This window comes from Streptomyces sp. NPDC001858, from assembly GCF_053594615.1.
In genome coordinates, this window is the sequence record NZ_JBSFEV010000046.1 from 1 (window position 1) to 22000 (window position 22000).

19 protein-coding genes and 1 pseudogene are annotated in these 22000 nt (G+C 72.8%); 13 read left to right on the plus strand and 7 right to left on the minus strand.

The features are described from left to right. The first annotated feature begins 175 nt into the window (after nucleotides 1-175). Together ACWCPF_RS39190 and ACWCPF_RS39195 are read left to right on the plus strand one after the other, a co-directional pair. On the plus strand, nucleotides 176-310 hold the full coding sequence (locus tag ACWCPF_RS39190; RefSeq protein ID WP_451049914.1) for an SPW_0924 family protein: 135 nt from the start codon (nucleotides 176-178) through the stop codon (nucleotides 308-310). An 80-nt stretch (nucleotides 311-390) separates the two neighbouring features. Next, on the plus strand, nucleotides 391-1383 hold the full coding sequence (locus tag ACWCPF_RS39195) for a DUF3068 domain-containing protein (protein WP_451049915.1): 993 nt from the start codon (nucleotides 391-393) through the stop codon (nucleotides 1381-1383). Here ACWCPF_RS39195 and hrpB read toward each other — a convergent pair. Together hrpB and ACWCPF_RS39205 are read right to left on the minus strand one after the other, a co-directional pair. Further along, a complete protein-coding gene (gene hrpB / locus ACWCPF_RS39200; RefSeq protein ID WP_451049964.1) occupies nucleotides 1373-3895 on the minus strand; it encodes an ATP-dependent helicase HrpB in 2523 nt (840 codons plus the stop codon). The two genes, ACWCPF_RS39195 and hrpB, sit on opposite strands and share 11 nt — an antisense overlap. Nucleotides 3896-4124: 229 nt before the next feature. Then, on the minus strand, nucleotides 4125-4949 hold the full coding sequence (locus ACWCPF_RS39205; RefSeq protein WP_451049965.1) for a class I SAM-dependent methyltransferase: 825 nt from the start codon (nucleotides 4947-4949) through the stop codon (nucleotides 4125-4127). 377 nt (nucleotides 4950-5326) lie between these two features. Between ACWCPF_RS39205 and rpsA the strand changes: the two genes are divergently transcribed. The 4 genes from rpsA to ACWCPF_RS39225 all read left to right on the plus strand — a co-directional run bounded on the left by rpsA (nucleotide 5327) and on the right by ACWCPF_RS39225 (nucleotide 9250). Further along, entirely contained in the window at nucleotides 5327-6826 is a 1500-nt protein-coding gene (rpsA, locus tag ACWCPF_RS39210) for a 30S ribosomal protein S1 (RefSeq protein ID WP_451049916.1), read from the plus strand. A 283-nt stretch (nucleotides 6827-7109) separates the two neighbouring features. Continuing rightward, entirely contained in the window at nucleotides 7110-8048 is a 939-nt protein-coding gene (locus tag ACWCPF_RS39215; RefSeq protein ID WP_451049917.1) for a PAC2 family protein, read from the plus strand. A 150-nt stretch (nucleotides 8049-8198) separates the two neighbouring features. Next, nucleotides 8199-8819 carry a dephospho-CoA kinase gene (gene coaE, locus ACWCPF_RS39220; RefSeq protein ID WP_451049918.1) on the plus strand — a complete coding sequence of 207 codons (621 nt, stop codon included), beginning with the start codon at nucleotides 8199-8201 and terminating at the stop codon, nucleotides 8817-8819. 50 nt (nucleotides 8820-8869) lie between these two features. Continuing rightward, nucleotides 8870-9250, plus strand: a complete 381-nt coding sequence (locus ACWCPF_RS39225; RefSeq protein WP_451049919.1) for a tetratricopeptide repeat protein — start codon at nucleotides 8870-8872, stop codon at nucleotides 9248-9250. Nucleotides 9251-9287: 37 nt separating this feature from the next. Here ACWCPF_RS39225 and ACWCPF_RS39230 read toward each other — a convergent pair whose 3' ends face one another. Further along, entirely contained in the window at nucleotides 9288-9554 is a 267-nt protein-coding gene (locus ACWCPF_RS39230) for a DUF6343 family protein (protein WP_451049966.1), read from the minus strand. A gap of 176 nt (nucleotides 9555-9730) precedes the next feature. Between ACWCPF_RS39230 and ACWCPF_RS39235 the strand changes: the two genes are divergently transcribed. From ACWCPF_RS39235 to ACWCPF_RS39250, 4 genes are all read left to right on the plus strand, one after another. Continuing rightward, entirely contained in the window at nucleotides 9731-10414 is a 684-nt protein-coding gene (locus ACWCPF_RS39235) for a class I SAM-dependent methyltransferase (protein WP_451049920.1), read from the plus strand. A gap of 269 nt (nucleotides 10415-10683) precedes the next feature. Beyond that, nucleotides 10684-12597: an FUSC family protein gene (locus ACWCPF_RS39240; protein ID WP_451049921.1), complete on the plus strand. Its 1914-nt coding sequence runs from the start codon at nucleotides 10684-10686 to the stop codon at nucleotides 12595-12597. A gap of 42 nt (nucleotides 12598-12639) precedes the next feature. Further along, nucleotides 12640-14019 carry an amidohydrolase gene (locus tag ACWCPF_RS39245; protein WP_451049922.1) on the plus strand — a complete coding sequence of 460 codons (1380 nt, stop codon included), beginning with the start codon at nucleotides 12640-12642 and terminating at the stop codon, nucleotides 14017-14019. Between the two features lie 261 nt (nucleotides 14020-14280). Beyond that, nucleotides 14281-14457: a hypothetical protein gene (locus ACWCPF_RS39250; protein ID WP_451049923.1), complete on the plus strand. Its 177-nt coding sequence runs from the start codon at nucleotides 14281-14283 to the stop codon at nucleotides 14455-14457. Between the two features lie 30 nt (nucleotides 14458-14487). On the opposite strand, the gene ACWCPF_RS39255 is transcribed toward ACWCPF_RS39250, so the two are convergent. From ACWCPF_RS39255 to ACWCPF_RS39265, 3 genes and pseudogenes are all read right to left on the minus strand, one after another. Then, complete coding sequence (locus tag ACWCPF_RS39255) at nucleotides 14488-16386, minus strand: ABC transporter ATP-binding protein (protein WP_451049967.1); 1899 nt, start codon at nucleotides 16384-16386, stop codon at nucleotides 14488-14490. A gap of 296 nt (nucleotides 16387-16682) precedes the next feature. Continuing rightward, nucleotides 16683-17129 carry a hypothetical protein gene (locus tag ACWCPF_RS39260; protein ID WP_451049924.1) on the minus strand — a complete coding sequence of 149 codons (447 nt, stop codon included), beginning with the start codon at nucleotides 17127-17129 and terminating at the stop codon, nucleotides 16683-16685. 224 nt (nucleotides 17130-17353) lie between these two features. After that, nucleotides 17354-18052, minus strand: a pseudogene (locus tag ACWCPF_RS39265) (ATP-binding protein); the annotation flags it as partial. Between the two features lie 266 nt (nucleotides 18053-18318). Between ACWCPF_RS39265 and ACWCPF_RS39270 the strand changes: the two are divergent. The 3 genes from ACWCPF_RS39270 (at nucleotide 18319) to ACWCPF_RS39280 (ending at nucleotide 20353) form a co-directional block, all read left to right on the plus strand. Continuing rightward, entirely contained in the window at nucleotides 18319-19179 is an 861-nt protein-coding gene (locus ACWCPF_RS39270) for a helix-turn-helix domain-containing protein (protein ID WP_451049925.1), read from the plus strand. Beyond that, on the plus strand, nucleotides 19180-19455 hold the full coding sequence (locus tag ACWCPF_RS39275) for a DUF397 domain-containing protein (protein ID WP_451049926.1): 276 nt from the start codon (nucleotides 19180-19182) through the stop codon (nucleotides 19453-19455). Nucleotides 19456-19540: 85 nt separating this feature from the next. After that, on the plus strand, nucleotides 19541-20353 hold the full coding sequence (locus tag ACWCPF_RS39280) for an SAM-dependent methyltransferase (RefSeq protein WP_451049927.1): 813 nt from the start codon (nucleotides 19541-19543) through the stop codon (nucleotides 20351-20353). 141 nt (nucleotides 20354-20494) lie between these two features. Here ACWCPF_RS39280 and pdxR read toward each other — a convergent pair whose 3' ends face one another. Then, complete coding sequence (gene pdxR / locus ACWCPF_RS39285; RefSeq protein WP_451049928.1) at nucleotides 20495-21955, minus strand: MocR-like pyridoxine biosynthesis transcription factor PdxR; 1461 nt, start codon at nucleotides 21953-21955, stop codon at nucleotides 20495-20497. Nucleotides 21956-22000: the final 45 nt, after the last annotated feature.

Genomic DNA, 22000 nt, shown 5'->3' on the forward strand with positions numbered 1-22000 from the left:
GGCTCGTCGCCCTGTGGGCGCTGGCCGCCCGGTCCGCCCGGTCGCTGGTCCATCTGCCGATCCGGGCCACCCCGGCCGGGTCGCCGCCGTCGTCGTGCGCGAGCTGTTCTCATCTCGCGCGCGCGTTGCTACCGTGCCGGACCTGACGACCTGTCAGTTCCGTCGGGAGGCCCGAATGCGTGCCCTGATCGCCGCCGCGACCGGCCTCGCCGTCGCGTTCGCCCTGGTCCTCACCCTCACCGCACTGGGCACGCCGACCGCCGAGACCTCCCCGAAACCCATGCTCACGACGGTGCCCGCCCACCCGTAGGACGACCGCCGTAGGACGCCTGCCCGTAGGACGACCGATCGCCCCACCGCCCGCCCGGTCCGCTCGCGAAGGAGGCCGAGATGCGCCGCAAGGCCGCGCTGATCCTGCTCGCCCTCGCCGTGTTCTTCGCGGCGCTGTCCCCACTGCTGCGCTGGTACGCCTTCCCGCGCCTGGCCAAGATCCCGGCGAACGAGTACCAGACGATGGTCCTGGAGGCCAAGAACGCCACCCTGCTCGACTACGGCAGCATGACCGCCCGCACCGTCCCCAAGGTCACCATCGTGCAGACCCTCAAGGGGAACGTGGAGGCCTCGGAGAAGATCGAGAAGACGGCGGGCCGCGACGTCGTCGTCTGGGACGGCCTGTCCTACGTCCAGGGACCCGACGGCAAGATGGTCTCCAAGGTCCCCGAGCGCTATATCTTCGACGCCCACACACAGGAGCCCGTGCACGCCACCGGCGAGTCCGTCGACGGCGACCCGGTCCGCCGCGAGGGCATCGAGTTCAAGTGGCCGTTCCTGACGGAGAAGCGGGACTACCAGTACTTCGACGCCCAGACCCGCACCACGGCCCCCATCCACTACAAGGGCACCCAGACCTTCCGCGGCCTGGAGGTCTACTACTTCGAGCAGACCGTCCCCTGGACCAAGGTCTCGATGCCCAAGACCATGCCCGTCGCGGGCATCACCCCGGAGACCGTCGCCAAGACCGGCACCACCCGCTGGTACACCACGGTCCGCAAGTTCTGGGTCGAACCGGTCACCGGAGCGCCCGTCTACGGCGAGGAGATCCACCAGGAGGAACTGCGCGGCGGCACCCTGCTCGCAGGCCGCGAGAAGGTCACGGCGTTCGCCGGCCACGTCAAGATGCGTGAGGACTACATCGAACACACCGTGTCCATCGTCAAGTCCAACCGCGACCTCGTCCTGCTGCTGACGTCCTACCTGCCCTGGGGCTTCCTGACGCTCGGCTTCCTGCTGCTGGCCCTCTCCCTCTACCTGGAGGCGCGCGCCCGCCGCCCACGGCAGCCCACCCGCGCCGCACCCGCCGCGCCGCAGCCCGTCACCGCCTGAGCCGCGCGTTGGTGAACCGGGTCGGCTCGGCGCCGGCCGGATCCTCGGGCCAGGGATGCTTCGGATACCGGCCGCGCAACTCCGCCCGCACCCCCTTGTAGCCGCCCTTCCAGAACGAGGCCAGATCGGCGGTGACCGCCGCGGGCCGCCCGGCGGGGGAGAGGAGATGCACCGTCACCGGCACACCCGCGACGTGCGGAGTCTCGGCCAGCCCGAACATCTCCTGCAGCTTCACCGCCAGCACCGGCCGCTCGGGGTCGGCGTAGTCGACCCGGATTCTGGACCCGCTGGGAACGGCGATCCGCTCGGGCGCCAGCTCGTCCAGCCGGGCCGCCTCGCCGGAGGCCCACGGCAGCAGCCTGCCGAGCGCCGCCCCCGCATCGATCCGCGCCAGATCGCCGCGCCGCCGGGCCCGGCTCAGCTCGGGTTCCAGCCATTCCTCCACACGCGCGTGCAGCGACCCGTCCGAGACGTCCGGCCACGGCTCCCCGAGCCGACGCCGCAGAAACGCGAGCCGCTGCCGCAGCAGGACCGCCTCGGGCGACCACCGCAGCAGCCTCAGCCCCTCCTTCTCCAGCCCGTCGAGCAGCGCCCCGCGCACGAGCGCCGCGTCGGCGTCCCGCAGCGGACGCACCGCCAGCTCCACTGCCCCGAGCCGCTCGACCCGCCGCGCCACGACGTCCCCGTCGGCCCAGCGGACCTCGTCCCGCTCGTCGAGCAGCACCCCGGCCGCGAGCCGGGCCGCCCCCTCGTCCACGACCGCCGCGAGCTGCACCCGCGCGTGCCCCTTGCCGACAGGCCGGTCGGCGACGGCGACGGCGAGCCAGGAAGCGCCCCGCAGATCGGTGCCCTCGCGGAGCTCGGCCCGGGTGCCGGACACCATCAGGTACGAACCGCCGTCGGCCTTGGCGAGACGCTCGGGAAAAGCGAGGGCGGCGACGAGACCCGTCGAGCCCTCGACCGTGCCCTCCCCCGGAAGAGAGCCACGGACCGGCGGGCGGGCGCCGTCCGCGCCGACGACGGCCCGCAGCCGCCGAACCTCCGCACGCCACCGCCCGCAGTAGGCGTCACCCCCGCGCCGCGCGGTGCGCAAGGCGGCCGCAAGATCGTCCCCGTACTCCCGAGGGGCCTCCTCGCTCAGCAGCGCGATCACCTCCGCCGCCCGCTCCGTCCCGACGGCGGCGGCCCCGTCCAGCAGCGCCCGCCCCAGCCGCGGGTGCAACCCGAGCCCGGCCAGCCGCAACCCCCGGTCAGTGGCCCTGCCGTCGGAGTCCACCGCGCCGATCGCCGTCAGCACCGACCGCGCCGCAGCCATCGCCCCGCCCGGCGGCGGATCCAGCAACGCCAGCCCGGACGCCTCCGGATCGCCCCAGCAGGCCGCCTGAAGGGCGAACGTCGTCAGGTCGGCCACTTTGATCTCCGGGGACGGGAACGGCTGCAGACGGACCCCCTCGGCCTCCGCCCAGCACCGGTACACCACACCCGGCGCCTCCCGCCCGGCCCGCCCGGCCCGCTGCCGTCCCGCCGCCTGCGACGCCCGAACCGTCGTCAGCGCGCTCAGCCCGCGCGCGTGGTCCACCCGCGGCTCCCGCGCCAGCCCCGAGTCGACGACCACCCGCACCCCGGGAACCGTCAGCGAGGACTCCGCCACCGAGGTCGCCAGCACCACCCGGCGCCGCGCACCGGGTGACAGCACCGCGTCCTGCACGGCCGCCGGCGCCCGCCCGTGCACCTGAAGCACGTCCACGCCGGCCGGCGCACCCAGCTGACCCGCGACCCGCGCGATCTCCCCGACGCCCGGCAGAAAGCACAGCACGTCCCCCGACCGCTCGGCCAGCGCCCGCCGCACCACCGACGCCACATGCGTCAACAGCGCGGGATCCACCCGCATCCCGTGCGGCGGCCGCACCGGACGGGCCGGGGGCGCATGCACCACCTCGACGTCGAAAGCGGCCGCGCGGGCCTCCACCACCGGCGCCCCGCCCAGCAGCCGCGCCCACCCGGCCGTGTCGGTCGTCGCCGAAGCGGCCACCAGCCACAGCTCCGGCCGCAGCGTCTCGCGCACGTCCCACAGGAACGCGGCCGACGTGTCCGCGTCGAGATGCCGCTCATGGCACTCGTCCAGCATCACCACGTCGACGCCCGGCAGCTCCTGATCACGCTGCAGCCGCTGCAACAGCACACCGGTCGTGACGACCTCCACACGCGTGTGCCGTCCCACGACCCGCTCCCCGCGCACGGTGTACCCGACGCTCTCCCCGGCCTGCTCGCCCAGCAGCCACGCCATCCGCCGGGCGGCCGCCCGCGCCGCGATCCGCCGCGGCTCGGCCACCACCACCCGCCGCGCGGACCCCTCGCCCAGCAGCCCGGCCAGCGCCAGCGGCACCAGCGTCGTCTTGCCGGTGCCGGGCGGCGCGGCGAGGACGGCGGTGCCGCGCCCCTCCAGAGCGTCGGTCAGGGCGGGCAGCACAGCGCGCACGGGCAGCGCGTCCAGGGCGTCGTCACGGCGAATCACGCCCCCAGTGTCGTACGAGGCCCCCTGGGGCCGCCCGGGTCCGAGCGGGTCGGGCGAAGTCGACCGCGGTCCGGCAGCGCCCTCAAGGGGCGCGGGGCGCTGCCGGATGCGGCTCCGCCGCGGTGGGGGGTCCCCCCGCTCGAGCGCAGCCGAGCGTGGGGGAGCGACCGGCCATGACGGCGCCGCAGCGCAACGACGGCCCGTCGCGGCACATCCAGCAGAGCGCTTATTCGCGCTCGCAGACGAACACGGCCGTCCCCGGGATCAGATTCCCGCGCAGCGGGGACCAGCCGCCCCACTCCGACGAGTTCCAGGCCGGCCACTCCGGCTCGACCAGGTCCACCAGCCGGAAGCCGCCCGCCACGATGTCGCGGACCCGGTCGCCGAGCGTGCGGTGGTGCTCCACATACACCGCGCGGCCCTGGTCGTCCTGCTCGACATAAGGAGTGCGGTCGAAGTAGGAGGAGGACACCGACAGGCCCTCGGGCCCGGGCTCGTCCGGGAACGCCCAGCGGATCGGATGGGTCACCGAGAACACGAAACGGCCGCCCGGCCGCAGCACCCGCCGCACCTCCTTCAGGACCAGCACCGGATCGGCGACGAAGGGCAGCGCCCCGTACGCCGAGCAGGCCAGGTCGAAGGAGGCGTCCGCGAAGGGCAGCGCGCCCGCGTCGGCGCACACCAGCGGGAACGCCCCGCCGATGCGCAGTGCGTGCTGGAGCTGGCGGTGGGAGAGGTCCAGGGCGACCGGCCGGGCGCCCTGCGCGGTGAGCCAGCGCGCGCACTGGGCCGCGCCGGCGCCGATCTCCAGGACCGACTTCCCCTTCAGTTCCTCCGGCGGGCCGAGCAGCTCGGCCTCCACCTCGTCCAGGCCCTCGGGACCCCACACGAAGCGGTCGTCGCCGAGGAAAGTGCCGTGCTCGATCTGGTATTCGTCCGCGTTGCGGTCCCACCAGCCCCGGTTGGCCCGGGAACTCTCGGCGACGTCTGCGTCACGTCGGGTGGCTTCCGGCTCGACGGCCGGCTCGGACGATCTGGGCTCTTGGATGATCGGCTCCCTCGTCGTACTCTTCCGTGCAACCCGCCCGACGGTGCCGCTCAGGTGTCACCGAAGGGGCTTCCTGCGGCCTGCGTGGCCTCAGGAGAAAGGTTTTGTGCCGGGTTTGCGGCGATCCGCCCCGGGTGTGCGCCTTCGCGCATTGACCCTGTCCGGCTGCCCCCGTATGCTACAAGTTGCGCTGCGGGCCTGCGCACCTCAGACCTAGCAGGCTGCGCTCGCATCTGTTGCATGTCCCCTCGGTTGTCGAGGCATCACCACCGGTTCACCGGTGTGACGCTTCCTTGGCTGTCCGGCTTCTTCAGAGCGACACGGGCTCCCGGCGTAGCAGTACCTACGACTTCAATGTCCGTACCGGAGCCCTTTCCCACATGACGAGCAGCACCGAGACCACCGCCACCACCCCGCAGGTTGCGGTCAACGACATCGGTAACGAGGAAGCATTCCTCGCCGCTATCGACGAGACGATCAAGTACTTCAACGATGGTGACATCGTCGACGGCGTCATCGTCAAGGTTGACCGGGACGAGGTTCTCCTCGACATCGGTTACAAGACCGAAGGTGTCATCCCGAGCCGCGAGCTCTCGATCAAGCACGACGTCGACCCCAATGAGGTCGTCGCCGTCGGTGACGAGATCGAAGCCCTTGTTCTCCAGAAGGAGGACAAGGAAGGCCGCCTGATCCTCTCGAAGAAGCGCGCCCAGTACGAGCGCGCCTGGGGCACCATCGAGAAGATCAAGGAAGAGGACGGCATCGTCACCGGTACCGTCATCGAGGTCGTCAAGGGTGGACTCATCCTCGACATCGGCCTCCGTGGCTTCCTGCCGGCTTCCCTCGTCGAGATGCGCCGCGTCCGCGACCTCCAGCCCTACGTGGGCAAGGAGCTCGAGGCGAAGATCATCGAGCTGGACAAGAACCGCAACAACGTGGTCCTGTCCCGCCGTGCCTGGCTGGAGCAGACCCAGAGCGAGGTTCGCCAGACCTTCCTCACGACCCTGCAGAAGGGCCAGGTCCGCTCCGGCGTCGTCTCCTCGATCGTCAACTTCGGTGCGTTCGTGGACCTCGGTGGCGTCGACGGTCTCGTCCACGTCTCCGAGCTCTCCTGGAAGCACATCGACCACCCGTCCGAGGTTGTCGAGGTCGGCCAGGAAGTCACCGTCGAGGTTCTCGACGTCGACATGGACCGCGAGCGTGTCTCCCTGTCGCTGAAGGCGACGCAGGAAGACCCGTGGCAGCAGTTCGCCCGCACCCACCAGATCGGCCAGGTCGTGCCCGGCAAGGTCACGAAGCTGGTTCCGTTCGGTGCGTTCGTCCGCGTGGACGAGGGCATCGAGGGTCTGGTCCACATCTCCGAGCTGGCCGAGCGCCACGTGGAGATCCCGGAGCAGGTCGTCCAGGTCAACGACGAGATCTTCGTCAAGGTCATCGACATCGACCTCGAGCGCCGTCGCATCAGCCTCTCGCTGAAGCAGGCCAACGAGTCCTTCGGTGCCGACCCGGCCTCGGTCGAGTTCGACCCGACCCTGTACGGCATGGCCGCGTCGTACGACGACCAGGGGAACTACATCTACCCCGAGGGCTTCGACCCCGAGACCAACGACTGGCTCGAGGGCTACGAGACCCAGCGCGAGGCCTGGGAGCACCAGTACGCCGAGGCGCAGACGCGCTTCGAGCAGCACCAGGCTCAGGTCATCAAGTCCCGCGAGGCCGACGAGGCCGCTGCGGCCGAGGGCGGCGAGGCTGCTGCTCCGGCTGCTGCCGGTGGCGGCGGCGGTTCGTACTCCTCCGAGGGCGCCGACACCTCCGGCGCGCTGGCCTCGGACGAGGCGCTGGCAGCGCTCCGCGAGAAGCTGGCCGGCGGCCAGAGCTGATCGCTCGCCGCTGAGCTCCAGTAGCTGACTGAGGGCCCGTACCTTTCGAGGTGCGGGCCTTCAGCTTTGCCCTGGAACGGCCCGGCACGGGCTCGTCGACGGGCCGGTGACCCGTGGGGGCCGGCCGGGGCCGGTCGAGCGGTTCCCCGCGCCCCTCAAGGGAGTTGGGCTCGGCCCCGCGTCATGAAAAGGCCGTGAGGCTCGGCCGATCAAGGGCGTCGGGCGGGAATGCCCACGCCTCCACGCGCGTTGTGCAGGAGGAACACGAGGAGGAGCGGTCCAAGTGCTAGATCCGCAGGATTTGTACGCATGGGAGCCGAAAGGCCTGGCAGTCGTCGACATGGCGCTCGCACAGGAGTCGGCCGGACTTGTCATGCTCTACCACTTCGACGGATACATCGACGCGGGCGAGACCGGCGACCAGATCGTCGACCGGCTGCTCGACTCGCTGCCCCACCAGGTCGTCGCCCGCTTCGACCACGACCGGCTCGTCGACTACCGCGCCCGCCGCCCGCTGCTCACCTTCAAGCGTGACCGGTGGACCGAGTACGAAGAGCCGGCCATCGAGGTGCGGCTCGTGCAGGACACCACCGGCGCGCCCTTCCTGCTGCTGTCCGGTCCCGAGCCGGACGTCGAGTGGGAGCGCTTCGCCCTCGCCGTGGGGCAGATCGTGGAGCGGCTCGGCGTCCGCCTGTCGGTCACCTTCCACGGCATCCCCATGGGCGTCCCCCACACGCGCCCCGTCGGCCTCACCCCGCACGGCAACCGTACGGACCTCGTGCCCGGCCACCGGAGCCCCTTCGACGAGGCCCAGGTCCCCGGCAGCGCCGAGGCGCTCGTCGAGTACCGGCTCATGGAGGCCGGCCACGACGTCCTGGGCGTCGCCGCGCACGTCCCGCACTACATCGCCCGCTCCACGTACCCGGACGCGGCCCTGACGGTGCTGGAAGCGGTCACGGCGGCCACCGGCCTGGTCCTGCCGAGCATCGCGCACGCGCTGCGCACGGACGCGCACCGCACCCAGACGGAGATCGACCGCCAGATCCAGGAGGGCGACGAAGAGCTCACCTCCCTCGTCCAGGGCCTGGAACACCAGTACGACGCCGCCGCCGGCGCCGAGACCCGTGGCAACATGCTCGCCGAACCGGTCGACATCCCGTCGGCGGACGAGATCGGGCTGGAGTTCGAACGCTTCCTCGCGGAGCGAGAAGGCGAGGGCTGACCGCCCGCCCGGCTGCAAAGGCCGCAAACGGCGCAGAAGGGGCGGGAGGGGCGGGAGGGGCGGCGGGCCGCACCGGTCTCTGCGGGGTTCTCCGGGTCCCTGCGGGCCTTGCCGGGTCCGATGTCACCGGCAGGCCCTAAGCTTCCCGTCATGCTGAAGGTGGGCCTGACCGGCGGGATCGGCGCCGGCAAGAGCGCAGTGTCACGGCTGCTCGTCGAGTGCGGGGCCGTACTGATCGACGCGGACCGGATCGCACGCGAGGTCGTCGCGCCGGGGACCCCGGGTCTCGCGGCCGTCGTCGAGAACTTCGGCGAGGACGTACTCGCCCCGGACGGCAGCCTCGACCGCCCCCGGCTCGGCTCGATCGTCTTCGCCGACCCCGAGAAGCTGGCGCTCCTCAACTCGATCGTCCACCCCCTCGTCGGCGCCCGCTCCCACGAGTTGGAGACGGCCGCCCCCGAGGACTCCGTCGTCGTGCACGACGTCCCCCTCCTCGCCGAGAACGGCCTCGCCGCGCTGTACGACCTCGTGATCGTCGTGGACGTCGACACCAGCACTCAGCTCGACCGGCTCGTCCGGCTGCGCGGAATGACGGAGGACGACGCACGCGCGCGCATGGCCGCACAGGCGCCGCGCGAGAAGCGCCGGGAGATCGCCGACATCGTGATCGACAACGACGTGCCGCTGTCCGAACTGGAGCGGCGTGTGAAGGACGTGTGGTCCGACCTCGTGCGCAGGGCGCACGCGTCACACGAGACCTCCCCGGAATAGCGGTCCTCGCTCCGCGCGTTGAACCCACCGAGCCAGGGAAGGATTTTTCCGTGCCCGATACCGCAGGTTCGACCGGACGTACTCCGGAGACGCACGTCATCGATTTCCGTGCCGCCGAGCAACTGCTCGCCGCACGGGACCCGCGGGGCGCGGTGAAGTTGCTCGACCGAGTCATCGCCGCACACCCCGAGAACACCGCCGCCCGGCTGCTACGCGCGCGTGCCTTCTTCGCCGCCGCTCAACTGCGGCCCGCCGAGCTGGAGTTCACCATCGTCCTGGAGCGGGAGCCGGACAACGCGTTCGCGCACTTCGCGCTCGCCCGCACCTACGAGCGGCAGGGCCGCGGCGACCAGGCCAAGCGCCACTTCCGGCTGGCCGCGGCACTGGACCCGAACCCGCAGTACCTGAAGGCCGCCCGCTTCGAGACCTGAGCCCGACCCGGCCCCGACCGACGGTCAGGACCGACGGTCAGGGGTGACGCTGCTCCGGCGGCCGGTACGGCGGGATGTCGCGGCCCGGCTGATAGTGCGGGCCCTGCCGGATGTGGCGCAGGACCAGCGTCAGATCGACGGTGATCACCACCCACAGCAGCCCGCAGGCGGCCGCCCATCCCGGGCGCCCGGCGAGGGCGAACGCGGCCGTCCCGAAGATCGCCCAGGCCAGTCCCCACAGGGTCAGCCACAGACGCATCCGCAGCGCACTGCGCGCTGTCACCGGCTCACTGCCCGTACGCATCCCGGTCACCGCTCCCACTCTGCAACGTACTCCCCGCTCCGGCCGTTCTCCAGAGAGGCCCGGAGTTCTCGCCCCCTGCGGAGCTCGAACGCGGTGGCTTCCCTCGAACGAGTGAACTGCCGTGTGTCGGGAACGGCCCTACGAGGCCGGGCCGTTGGACTGGCATGAAGCGAAAAATGCGAGAGGGATATGAAGGAACCGGTCCTGGCGCGATCACGCCGGACGGCTGCGCGGTGGAGTTCTACGCGCGCCTGCCCGTGGGGAACGAGCCGGACGTCATCTCGGCGGCGGTGCCCGCGGGCGCGCACATCCTGGAGCTGGGCAGCGGCGCCGGGCGCGTGACCCACGCCCTGCTGGAACGCGGGTTCACGGTCACGGCGGTGGACGAGTCCGCCGAGATGCTGGAGCGGGTCCGCGGGGCGCGCACGATATGCAGCCCGGTCGAGGACCTCGACCTGGAAGAGACGTTCGACGTGGTCATGCTCGCGTCGTTCCTCGTGCACAACGGCGACGTGAAGGTGCGGCGAAGGATGCTGCGCGCCTGCGCACGTCATCTCGCGAAGGGCGGGTGCGTACTGATCCAACGGGAGGGAGAGGACTACCACACCGCGCTGCCGCGGGAGCGCGTCGACCCGAGCGGCTTCACCTTACGCATCAGCTCGGCCGGGCCGATCGAGGACGGCGTCCACTCCGTGCGCGCGGAGTACGAGTTCCCGGACGCGGTGTGGACCCAGACCTTCCGGACCCGCCCCCTGACCAGAGAACAGTTCGAGGAGGCCCTGGCGGAGGCAGACCTACGCGTGGACCGATACCTGACGGAGGACCGGATCTGGGTGAGAGCAGTGCCGGTGGCGGAGTAGACGCCAGGGCGGGGGGAAGGGGAGGGGGAGGCCGAGGCGTTCTTCGCCGAGCGGGTTCGGGGGGCTCGGGTGCAGGCGGGCTGTGCGGGTGACCGGTGGAATTGCGTTCATAAAGAACGCGGGTTTCGGGCGAAGCGTCACCTCGCGGAAACGCGAGCGTCCCATTCTCTCCAAGATCGCGCTCTACGGTGGAGACCGCAGCTCACCGCTGACCGCCCCGGCCGTCGTCGCCCGAAGGCACCTCCCGCCCTCGTCACGACAGGAGCCCCGTGTCCCCGCGCCCGCACATTCCCGCCCGCGCACTCACCGCCCTGCCGCCCTGGCTCGCCCACGCCCTGCGCGCCCAGCGCGGGCCCGTCCCCTGGAGCGCGGTCACCCGCGGCGCGCTGGCGGCCGGACCCCTTCTGCTGGCCGCCGTCCTCGCCGATCGGACCGGCCTCGGCGTGGTCGCGGCCATCGCCGCCATGCTCGCCGGGATCAACGACCGGCCCGGCAGCCGACGGACCTCCGTCCGGCGGCTCGGCGCGCCCGCGCTCGTGGGAGCGGGCGGACTGCTCGTCGGGACGTACGCCGGGGACCAGGTCGGGCCCGTCGCGCTGACGGCCGTCCTCACCGGCCTCGGGCTTCTCGCCGGCGGGATGAGCGCCCTCGGGCCCGTGGCCTCCGGCGCGGGCACGCAGTTGCTGGTCGGCGCGGCGATCGGGGCCGGGATGCCGGTGCCGGAACCGGGCTGGGCCCGCGCCCTCGCCTTCCTCGCCGGGGCCGGGTGGCTGGTCGTGCTGCGGCTCGCGCTGCCCACGCCCGGCGCGATGACCGGCGACTTCCGCTTCGACGGGGAACGAGACGCGGTCGCCGGCGTGTACGACGCGGTCGCTGAGCTGCTCGACGCCTCCGGAACCCAGGCCGCCACGGCCCGCCGCGCCGCGCTCACCGCCGCCCTCGACCACGCCCAGGACGCCCTCGCCGGGCCCCGGCTGCGGCGCTACGCCAGCTCCGCGGCCGAACGGCGGCTGCACGCCCAGTACGCCGCCGCGCTGCCCCTCGCGGAGGCCGCGACCGCGCTCGCCTGGGCCGGGGAGCGCGTCGCCGAACGGGCCTGCGCCGGGCCTCGCCGGCTCGCCGTCGCCGTCCGGGAGAACACGCACAGCGGTCCGCTGCCCGCGCCCTCCCGGTCCGCTCCCGCGCTGCGCGCCCTGGACGACGCCCTGCTGCACGCCGCCGACGCCTTCGACCAGGGCGGCGGGGGCGACCTGCACACCCGTCGGCGCAGCGCCCGGGATCTGCTGCGCACCGCGTTCGGGCCGGGCGGCCGCGAGTACGGGCTCCGGGTCGCCCTCTCCTTCGGGGCCGCCGCCGCCATCGCCCAGGCCCTGCACCACGCGCACTGGTACGGGCAGCACACGCACTGGTACTGGCTGCCCGCCACCGCCGTGTTCCTGGTCAAGCCCGACCTGGGGCCGCTGGTGTCCCGGGTGCTGTGCCGGGCCGCGGGGACCGTGCTCGGGGCGCTGCTCTTCGCCGGCTTCGCCGCCGTGCTGCCCCGGCCGGAGGGGCTCGTGGCGCTGGTCGCCCTCTGCGGTGCGCTGATACCGGTCTCCACCCGGCACTTCGCCGCCCAGACCGCCGTCGTCACCGTGCTCGTGCTGTCCCTGGTGATGGTCGGCGGCGAGCCCCAGGCCTCCGGCAGCCGGATCGTGGAGACCCTGCTGGCCTGCGCGATCGTCCTGATCGTCGGACATCTGCCGATGCCGGGGGAGCGGGGCGGACACGTCCGTGCCCGGCTCGCCGCCGCCGCGGACGCCGCGCACGCCTACCTCACCCATGTCCTCGACGGCCCCGACGACCGCGCCGTCCGCTGGACCCTGCGCCGCGAGGCCTACCGCACGCTCGCCGAGGCCCGCGCCGCCAGCGCCCGCGCCGCCCACGAACTGCCCGCCCTCGCCCGGCACACGGAGGGCACGGACGAGGTCGCCGCCGTCCTGGAGCGGCTCGTCGACACGACCACCGCGTGCGCCGTCCACCTCGACGACACCGGCCGGCTCACCTCCCGGCACCGGCAGCGGCTCGCCGAACTCCTCGACGAACTCGCCGCAGGCCGCGAACGGGTGGGGCTGCGGGCGGCACTCCCCGTCCCCACCCTGTCGGTCGCCGTCCACGCCCACGCCGTACGCCGGGCCCGTTGACGGAACCGCACGCGCAAGCGCACCGGCGCGTACGTTGACGCCATGACGCCTTCTCCTGCGCCCGCCCCGGGGCCGGCCCGTGGCGCGGACCTCGTCATCACCGGCTGCACCGTCCTCACCCACGACCAGGACGAACGCGTCGCGTTCCGCGAGGACGCCGCGATCGTCGTCCGGGACGGTGTCGTGGACGACGTCACGAGCACCGCCGATGCGGCCGGGCTCGCCGCCGGTGAGCGCATCGACGCGCGCGGGCAGGTCGCGATGCCCGGGCTGGTCAACTGCCATACGCACGCCCCGATGGTGGCCCTGCGCGGTCTCGCCGAGGACCTGCCCACCGAGGAGTGGTTCAACGACGTCGTCTGGCCCGTGGAGTCCAACCTGACCGAGCAGGACGTCGTGTCGGGCGCGCGGCTGGCGTGCGCGGAGATGATCCGCGGCGGCGTCACCTGCTTCGCCGACCACTACTTCGCCATGGACGCGGTCGCCGCGGTCGTCGCCGAGTGCGGGATGCGCGCGCACCTCGGGCAGGCCTACTTCTCCTCCCAGGGCGACCGGGGCCGCGAGGAGTCGCTGGAGTTCGCGCTGCGGCACCGCGGCGGCGCCGGCGGCCGCATCACCAACGCCCTCGCCCCGCACGCCCCCTACACCGTGACCGACGCCGACCTCGCCGCCACCGCCGAACTCGCCCGCGCCCACGGCCTGCCCGTGCACCTGCACGCCGCCGAGAACCGCGACCAGAGCGACACCAGCCTCGCCCGGCACGGCGTCACCCCCATCGAGGTGCTGGAGCGCACCGGCGTCCTCGACGGGGACGTCCTCATCGCGCACGGCACCGGCATCCTGGAGCGCGACCTGCCCGTCCTCGCACGCGCGCGTGGCCGTACGGCCGTGGCGAGCGCGCCGCGCGGCTACCTCAAGTTCGGCTGGCCCACCACCACCCCCGTCCGCGCCCTGCGCGAGATCGGCGTGCCCGTCGGACTCGCCACCGACGGGGCCGCCTCCAACAACTCCCTCGACGTGTGGGAGGCGATGGCGCTCACCGCCCTGATCCAGAAGTCGACCACCGGCGACCCGCGCTGGCTGACCTCCCGGCAGGCCCTGCACCACGCCACGCTCCAGAGCGCTGAGGCCGTCGGACTCGCCGGCCGGGTGGGCTCCCTCGCCCCCGGGCGACGCGCCGACATCGTCCTCGTGGACCTCACCGGACCGCACACCCAGCCCGTCCACGACCTCGCCGCGACCCTGGTGCACAGCGCCCGCGCCGGCGACGTGCGTACCACGATCGTGGACGGACGGATCCTGATGCGCGACCGCGAGCTGCTGACGATCGACGTGCCGGAGGCCGTCGAGGCGCTCGGGCGGCGGATGCCCGCGCTCCTCGACCGCAGCCACGGCCGCCGCATCCAGGAGTACGACACATAGCCGGAGGCGCGGACGAGGTGGTGCACGTGACAAACGTTCGGCCGCGGCGATGAGTTCCGCCGAGGCCGCCGGTCACCCCTCGATATCGCGACGAGTGCGAGTTCTGACACGGAGAGTGTCCGGGATGTTCGTAAGGTGACCGGATTCTCACACTCTGCGCTGAACCCGTGTCAACTACGTCTCAGTCCCGCAACTGGGCGAGGTGTAAGGCCCCCGAAGAGCGTTCACTCCTACAAGTACGACGCTTATCGGAGGTGCGAGATGGTGAACGGGCGAACCGTGCTCCAGCGCTTTCCCGCGGGCGGGCCGCGTGGTTCGTGGCCCGCGGAGGAATTCGCTCACGCGCGGCGCATGGAGGGGCTGCCCGCCGAGGTCGTCATGGACCTGGCCACGGACACGTTCCTGGTGGTCGTCCGCGGCGGCGACGCCACGCGGTGAGGCGATGCAGTGAGGCGATGCGGTGAACCGTCAGCCCGCCTGTGACGGGGCGGGCACGGACACCACCGGTACCGGCACGGGGACCGGCGCCTGCGCGGTGAACTGCTCCGCCTGCAGCGCGTACAGCTCGGCGTAGACGCCACCGCCCGCCAACAGCTCGTCCGGGGTCCCGGACTCCACCAGCCGGCCCTGGTCCAGGACGTGCACCAGGTCCGCGTGCCGGACCGACGCCAGCCGATGCGTGATCAGCACCACCGTCTGGCCGCTGTCCGCCAGCGCGCGGATCTTCTCGAAGACCTCCAGCTCGGCCCGGGCGTCCAGCGCCGCCGTCGGCTCGTCCACGATCAGGATCCGCCCGCGCCGGTAGGCCGCGCGGGCGATGCCGAGGCGCTGCCACTGGCCGCCGGACAGCTCGTGACCGCCGCTGAAGTGCCGGGCGAGCAGGGTGTCCAGACCGCGCGGCAGGTCCGCGACCACCTCCTCGGCGCCCGCCTCGGCGATCGAGGCGGCCAGCCGTTCCTCGGTGAGCGGCGCGGCGGACCGGCCGATGGCGATGTTGACCCGGGCCGTGAACGGCCACCGCTTGAAGTCCTGCGCCACCATCGCGACGCGCTCGGCCAGTTGCCGCCGGTCCGCGTCCGCCGCGTCCACGTCGTCCCACAGGATCCGCCCCCGCTGCGGCTTGTACAGCCCGGCCAGCAGCTTCACCAGGGTCGTCTTGCCGGACCCGTTCTCGCCGACGAGCGCGATGATCCGGCCGAGCGGGAGCGTGAGAGTGACGTCTTCGAGGGCCGGCCGCGTCGACTCGCCCGGATAGCCGAACGTGACGTTCTCGAAGCGGATCTCGCGCGGATCCTCCGGCAGCGCCGCACCGCCCACCGGGATCGCCCGTTCGGCCGCCTCGACGTACAGCCGCTGCAGGTCGCCCACGAACAGGGCCTCCTCGTGCAGCTGGTTGACCTCCAGGACAAGGGTGTTCAGGCTCGCGGAACCGCTGCGGATCGCGATGACGGCCGTGCCCGCCACCGCCAGCGCCATCGTCCCGCTGAGCAGCAGCCCGCCGAGCGTGGTGTACGTCGCCAGCGTCGCCAGGCCCGTCCAGGTCGCCGCGAACAGTCCGGTGCGGGCCGCGAGCCGGGCCAGCCGGGCCTGTTCCGCCTCCGCCGTCTCCGACATCGCGCGGAAGTGCCGCAGCAGGAAGGGGCCGACCCCGTGGACGCGGATCTCGGGCGCCGCCTCCGGCTCGGTGAGAAGGCCGGCGATCAGGTGTCCCGCGCGCGCGTGCTGCACCCAGGTGTGGAACGACTCGTAGCGGCGCCGGGCGTTCGTCAGGGCGCTCCAGGCGGACGGCAGCGTCATCGTCACCAGCAGCGGCAGCAGCAGCGGATGCAGGACCGTCAGCACGCCGGCCGCCGCGATCAGCGAGATCATCGCGTTCACCACGCGTGCGCCGTAGCTGATCATCCGGCGGGCGGACGACGCCCCGTACTGCGCGGTGTCCAGCAGCTTGTGGAAGGCGTGGTCCTCGATCGCCGCGAGCTCGACCGCGGCCGCCCGCTCCAGGTACAGCTCGGTGGCCACCCGCTCCACCTTGGGCTCGAGCCGCCCGGTGGCGTACGTGGACGCGGCCCGCAGCAGCGCCCCGATGAGCAGGACGGCGGCCATCACGGCCAGGGCGGGGGCGGCGTCGCGCAGCCGGTCCTCGATCGTGCCGTCGTCGATCAGCCGGCCCAGCACGGTGTTCATGGCGAGCAGCCCGACCGCCTGGGCCACGCCCCGGGCGATCTCGGCGGACAACACCACGCGAGCGGCTTTCGGGTCGGCCTGCCGGGCGAGGCGGAGGCTGGCGGCGAGCAGGGACGGCAGCCGGGTCACCATGGCGCGGAAGTTCAGCTCCAGGAAGGCGTCCCGGTGCTGGTTCCAGCCCATGTCGTAGCGGAGCGGGCCGCCGAAGAGCAGCCGTTCCGACTCCGACACGTCACGTTCGTCGGGGCTCTGTGGTTTGCGTGCCGTCCCCGCCTTGTCCGCCCCGCTCGCCCCGTCCGCCCCGTCCGCCTTGTCCGTCCGCCGTGCCTGCCCCACAGTCAGCCTCCCGGTCGCGATCGTGGACGACGGCCACTATCGCGGGACGAGACGCGTGCGGGCAGGGCGCAGGACGGGAGAACCGGGGCGCGCGGGCGTGCGCCCGGGACGGCGCCGCGGCCGTCTGGCGAAGGGGGGTGGGGTCAGGCGCTGATCGGGCGTGACCAGGTGGGCGTCGTGCCCGTGAGGCGGCAGAGCGCCAGGTAGAGGGGGATCGGCGGGGTGTACGGAAGCGTGCCGTCCGGTCGGTGGATGAGGCCGGGGGCGTGCGGGGAGTCCGGGAGGATCGCGCCCGTGGCGTAGCGCGCGGGGGCGGGCCAGTCCAGCGCGTAGTCGGAGTCGGACGGCACCAGCCACCACCAGTGCGCCTGGTCGGCGTAGACGCAGCCCATGCGCGGCAGCCGGGGCATCAGCAGCGGGCCGAGGTGGGCGGGGGCGGAGACGGCGTCACAGCCCAGCGGGGCCGTCATGCCGTCGGGCACGGCCAGTCGGCGCAGCGGTCCGGGGGCGGGGTCGCCGCCCGGTCCGCGCCTCAGGCGGACGAGCGTGTCGAGGGTCAGCACCGGTGGGGGAGCGGGCCTGGCGCTCATATGCGTCCTCGTTCGCGGCCGTGTTCGAACGGCAGCGGGGCGGCGGACTGGCCGGGCGTCCATCCGTGGCGGCCCTCGCGCCCGTCGGGCCCGTGGAGCCGGTCGGGCCCGTCGTGGTCGGGAGCCCGGTGCCACTGGGGCGCCACCCGGGGGGACAGGCCGCCGGGTATGGAGGTCGATTTGGAGGGGGCCCCGGGGACGGGCTGCGGTCGGGGTACGGCCGGTCCGCGCCGGCGCTGTTCGGCGTGCTCGTCCTCGTCGGCCGGGCCGTCGGACGGTCCCGGCTTCGGCGGGGCGCCCCAGCCGAGGTCGTCACGGGGCGCGGCGGGGTCGAGGTGCGGCCCGGCGCTTTCGTCGTCGTCGCACTCGTCGAGCGGGTCGAGGAACTCGCCGAGGCCGGCGTGGTGCGGTGCGACGGGGGCGGGCAGGGCGTCGGCGTGGCGGGGCAGGTCGGCCCAGACCAGCAGGCCGGGCCCGTGCTCCTGGGCGCCCCAGGCCTGACAGAGGGCTTCGACGAGGAGCAGTCCCCTCCCGTGCTCCTCCTCGGGACGCTGCGGGGAGGGGTGCGGCTCGCCCGGCGCGCAACCCTCGTCACGCACGGCTATGCGGACCAGGTCGCCGCCGTCGTGCAGCTCGCAGACGACGACGTCGCTCGCGGTGTGCACGATCGCGTTGGTGACCAGCTCGGAGACGACCAGGACGGCGGTGTCGCAGATGTCCTCGCACACCGACCAGCCGAGCAGCCGGGCCCTCGTCAGGCGTCTGGCCTGGGCGGGGGAACCCGGATGGGCGGCCAGTTCGAATCGGAACCGGCGCTCGGCAGCGGCCTGGTCGGGGCCTGCTCCCGCGCTGGCACCGAGACCCTGGGGGCGGCCTGCGGCGGCGTCTGTTCCTAAGGGCGCGGACGGAATCACGCTTGCCACTATCGCCCCGCCGTGAACACTTGGCAAGTGTCACTCTGAAAAATGCAGAGTGCTGTGTGACGCGGTGGGGGGCCGTGGCACACTGCTCGCAACAGCACGTAGGACGGCGCCAATTGGGATCACCGAAGATCCGTACGCATCCGTACAGATCTTCGAATCGATCTTCGAGCGGCGCCGTAGGGCTGTCGGGATTCTTTTCGTGACCGGCCGGGTCGGGGCCCGCAAAAGCCCCCGCGCGGTCGGTCGGCTCTTCGTGGAGGTGGAGCGTGAGCGAACCGCGGTCCGCGCCGACGGTCGGACAGGTCGTCCTCGGTCGGCGCCTGCTGGACCTGCGGGAACGCGCCGGGCTCAAACGCGAGGAAGCCGCCCGCATCCTGCGCGTCGCGCCCGCCACCGTCCGCCGTATGGAGATGGCCGAGGTCGGCCTCAAGATCCCGTACCTCCAGCTGCTGCTGAAGGCCTACGGGGTCACCGACGAGGAGGCCGAGGGCTTCGTCCAGCTGGCCGAGGAGGCCAACAAGCCGGGCTGGTGGCAGCGGTTCCACGACGTCCTGCCCGGCTGGTTCTCCATGCACGTCAGCCTTGAAGGCGCCGCCGCCCTCATCCGCCAGTACGAGCCGCACTTCGTCCCCGGCCTGCTCCAGACCGTGGACTACGCGCGCGGAGTGCTGAAGTCCGGCGCCATCGGCCAGACCCGGCCGGAGGACATCGAGCGCCTCGTCGACCTGCGCATACAACGCCAGGATCTGCTCACTCGTCACGATGCGCCCCGGTTGTGGGTCGTCATGGACGAAACGGTGCTGCGCCGCCCGGTGGGCGGCCCGGAGGTGATGCGAGCGCAGATCGACAAACTGCTCGAGGCCGCGAAGCTGCCCAATGTGACGCTGCAGATCGCCCCGTTCGACAACGGGCCGCATCCGGGCACGTACGGGCCCTTCGTGCTGTTCCGATTCGCCATGCCGGAGCTTCCGGACATGGTCTACAGCGAGTACCTGACCGGCGCCGTGTACCTCGACGCCCGCACCGAGGTGGCGACCCACCTCGAGGTCATGGACCGCATGGCGGCGCAGGCCGCTACAGCACATCGCACGAAGGAGATCCTCCGGGGTCTCCGCAAGGAGTTGTGAATGAATCGCATCAAGACCCAGTCCAGGCCGCGGGTCCGCGCGCAGCGGATCTACAACGGCATGCCGGCCCGGGAACTGGGCAGCGAGGGCTGGCACAAGCCGTGGAGCGGCGGCAACGGAGGCAACTGCCTGGAAGCGATGAAGCTCGCCGACGGCCGGATCGCCGTCCGGCAGTCCACCGACCCCGACGGACCGGCGCTGATCTACACCACCGACGAGATGACGGCGTTCATCGAGGGAGCCAAGGCGGGGGAGGCGGACTTCCTGCTGTCTTGACCGGACCTGTTCTTTGTTTTTGGTACTGACGTTTTTCTGGAACTGACTTGATCACTAAACGCTGCGCATGCTTACGGAGTGCCTCATGACCGGGCAGGACCCCGCGGACGCCGTCGAGATCGACACCAGCAAGCCCCATCCCGCACGTATGTACGACTGGTACCTCGGAGGCAAGGACAACTATCCCGTCGACGAGGCGATGGGGCGGCAGATGCTCGCCCTCGACCCTCGGGTGCCGGTGATGGCACGAGTCAACCGTGCCTTCATGCACCGCTCCACCCGATGGCTGGCCAGGAACGGCGTACGGCAGTTCCTGGACATAGGCACGGGCATCCCGACCGAGCCCAACCTCCACCAGGTCGCCCAGCAGATCGCGCCCGACGCCCGGGTGGTCTACTGCGACAACGACCCGATCGTCCTGGCCCACGCGGCCGCCCTGCTGCGCAGCACGCCCGAGGGGGTCACGGAGTATCTGCAGGCGGACGTCCGCGACCCGGCCGCCATCGTCGAGGGGGCCAGGAAGACCCTGGACCTCAGCCGGCCGGTGGCCCTGTCGCTGGTCGCGCTGCTGCACTTCGTGTCCGACGACGACGGCGCGCACGAGCTGGTCGGCCGGCTGCTCGCCGAACTCCCCTCCGGCAGCTACCTGATGATGACCCACGCCACCGCGGACTTCTCCCCGGAGGAGTCCGCGGCGGCCACGGAGAAGCTCAGGGCGGCGGGCGTCACCCTCGCGCTGCGCTCCCGCGAGGAGTTCGCCCGCTTCTTCGACGGGCTCGACCTGGTCGAACCCGGCGTCGCGGTGGTGCCCGAGTGGCATCCCGAACTCGGCGAACCCGTGCCGGGGCAGGACGACGGCGTCATCCCGGGCTACGGGGCGGTGGCCCGCAAGCCCTGAGCCCGGCTCCCTCCGGGACCACACGCGGTCGGGGGAGGACGGCGTCTCCAGGACAGGACGTTCGGGGGGCGTCGTCGTCAATACCCTTCAGGGTCGGCCCCTCCTCGGGCAGGGGACGGGCAGGGGACGGCCCAGAGAGCCTCATCCGGCCGCGGGGCCCCGTCCTGTGTCCGGTGGCGGCAGCACCTCGCACAGGGCGTCCAGGGCCGCCGCGTACGCGTGCTCCGGCGGCGTCGCGTAACCGACGACGAGGCCGTCCTGCGTCGCCATGTCCGTCGCCCTGTCCGTCGCCGGGTGCCGGAAGGCGGCCAGGCCGTCCAGGGCGACGCCTTGCCAGGCGGCCGCCTTGAGCGCGGCCCGCTCCGTGCCGGGCGGCAGCCGCAGCACCGCGTGGAGCCCGGCCGCGACCCCGGTGACCTCGACGTGCGGAGCCTGCGCGGCGAGCGCCTCGACCAGCCGGTCCCGGCGACGGCGGTAACGCTGCCGCATGCGTCGTACATGACGGTCGTACGCCCCGGACCTGATCAGCTCGGCCAGGCTCAGCTGGTCCGGGACGCTCGCCCACGCCTCCCGCTCGCCCTTGGCCGCGAGGACGCCGGCCACATACCGCTCGGGCAGCGCCATCCACCCGAGCCGCAGCGCGGGCGACAGGCTCTTGCTGACCGAGCCGAGGTAGATCACCCGCTCGGGATCGAGCCCCTGGAGCGCGCCGACGGGCTTGCGGTCGTAGCGGAACTCCCCGTCGTAGTCGTCCTCGACGATCACCCCGCCACGCGCGCGTGCCCAGTCGATCACGGCGGTCCGCCGGCTCGCGTGCAGCGGTCCGCCGGTCGGGAACTGGTGCGCGGGCGTCAGCAGCACCGCCCGCTCGCGCGCCAACCGCTCCACGCGCGCCCCGTCCGCGTCCAGCGGGAGCGGAACCGTCCGCACGCCCGCCGCCGTCAGCAACTCCCGGTGGAAGTCCAGCCCGTACGCCTCCACGGCCAGCGGACCGCGCAGCACCCCGCCGCCGGCCGGGCCGAACAGCAGCCGCAGCCCGTGCGCGAACCCGGAACAGACCACGATCCGCTCCGGCTCGGTGCGCACGCCACGCGCGCGTGCCAGGTACTCGGTCAGCGCCTCGCGCAGCTCCCGGCGCCCGGCGGGATCACCGGGCCCGAACACCTCGTTGGGCGCCTGCTGCAACGCCCGCCGGTAGGAGGCCAGCCAGGCCGCGCGGGGGAACGCCGACGCGTCCGGGGCGCCCTGCCGAAGGTCGTGCCGGGGGCCACGCGCGCGTAGCGGTGCCTTCCCGGGCGTCCGCTCGGCGCGGCGCAGCGGCTCGGCGCGGTCGGCGACCCGTGTGCCCGAGCCCTGCCGGGCGGTCAGCCAGCCCTCCGCGACCAGTTCGGCGTAGGCGTCGGCCACGGTGTTGCGGGCGACGCCGAGGTCGGCGGCGAGCGAACGGTACGGCGGCAGCCGCGTCCCCGGCGCGAGCCGCCCGCTGCGCACGGCCTCGCGCAACGCCCCGATGAGCGCGGCTCGCCGCCCGCCCGGCCGGGTCAGCTCCAGGTGCAGGTCGGCACCGATCCGCTCAGCCGAATTGACCCACGAATCCACCATGAAAATGCACCCTACAGCGGGTCTTTCCGGCTCGTAGGTTGGTGG

Bases quoted from the DNA above. Each gene is read 5' to 3' on its own strand.
- ACWCPF_RS39250 (WP_451049923.1), top strand. From the start codon at position 14,281: ATGGTGAACGGGCGAACCGTGCTCCAGCGCTTTCCCGCGGGCGGGCCG.
- ACWCPF_RS39195 (WP_451049915.1), top strand. From the start codon at position 391: ATGCGCCGCAAGGCCGCGCTGATCCTGCTCGCCCTCGCCGTGTTCTTC.
- ACWCPF_RS39235 (WP_451049920.1), top strand. From the start codon at position 9,731: ATGCGAGAGGGATATGAAGGAACCGGTCCTGGCGCGATCACGCCGGAC.
- ACWCPF_RS39280 (WP_451049927.1), top strand. From the start codon at position 19,541: ATGACCGGGCAGGACCCCGCGGACGCCGTCGAGATCGACACCAGCAAG.
- ACWCPF_RS39190 (WP_451049914.1), top strand. From the start codon at position 176: ATGCGTGCCCTGATCGCCGCCGCGACCGGCCTCGCCGTCGCGTTCGCC.
- ACWCPF_RS39255 (WP_451049967.1), bottom strand. From the start codon at position 16,386: ATGGGCTGGAACCAGCACCGGGACGCCTTCCTGGAGCTGAACTTCCGC.
- coaE (WP_451049918.1), top strand. From the start codon at position 8,199: ATGCTGAAGGTGGGCCTGACCGGCGGGATCGGCGCCGGCAAGAGCGCA.
- ACWCPF_RS39275 (WP_451049926.1), top strand. From the start codon at position 19,180: ATGAATCGCATCAAGACCCAGTCCAGGCCGCGGGTCCGCGCGCAGCGG.
- ACWCPF_RS39230 (WP_451049966.1), bottom strand. From the start codon at position 9,554: ATGCGTACGGGCAGTGAGCCGGTGACAGCGCGCAGTGCGCTGCGGATG.
- pdxR (WP_451049928.1), bottom strand. From the start codon at position 21,955: ATGGTGGATTCGTGGGTCAATTCGGCTGAGCGGATCGGTGCCGACCTG.
- ACWCPF_RS39245 (WP_451049922.1), top strand. From the start codon at position 12,640: ATGACGCCTTCTCCTGCGCCCGCCCCGGGGCCGGCCCGTGGCGCGGAC.
- rpsA (WP_451049916.1), top strand. From the start codon at position 5,327: ATGACGAGCAGCACCGAGACCACCGCCACCACCCCGCAGGTTGCGGTC.
- ACWCPF_RS39260 (WP_451049924.1), bottom strand. From the start codon at position 17,129: ATGAGCGCCAGGCCCGCTCCCCCACCGGTGCTGACCCTCGACACGCTC.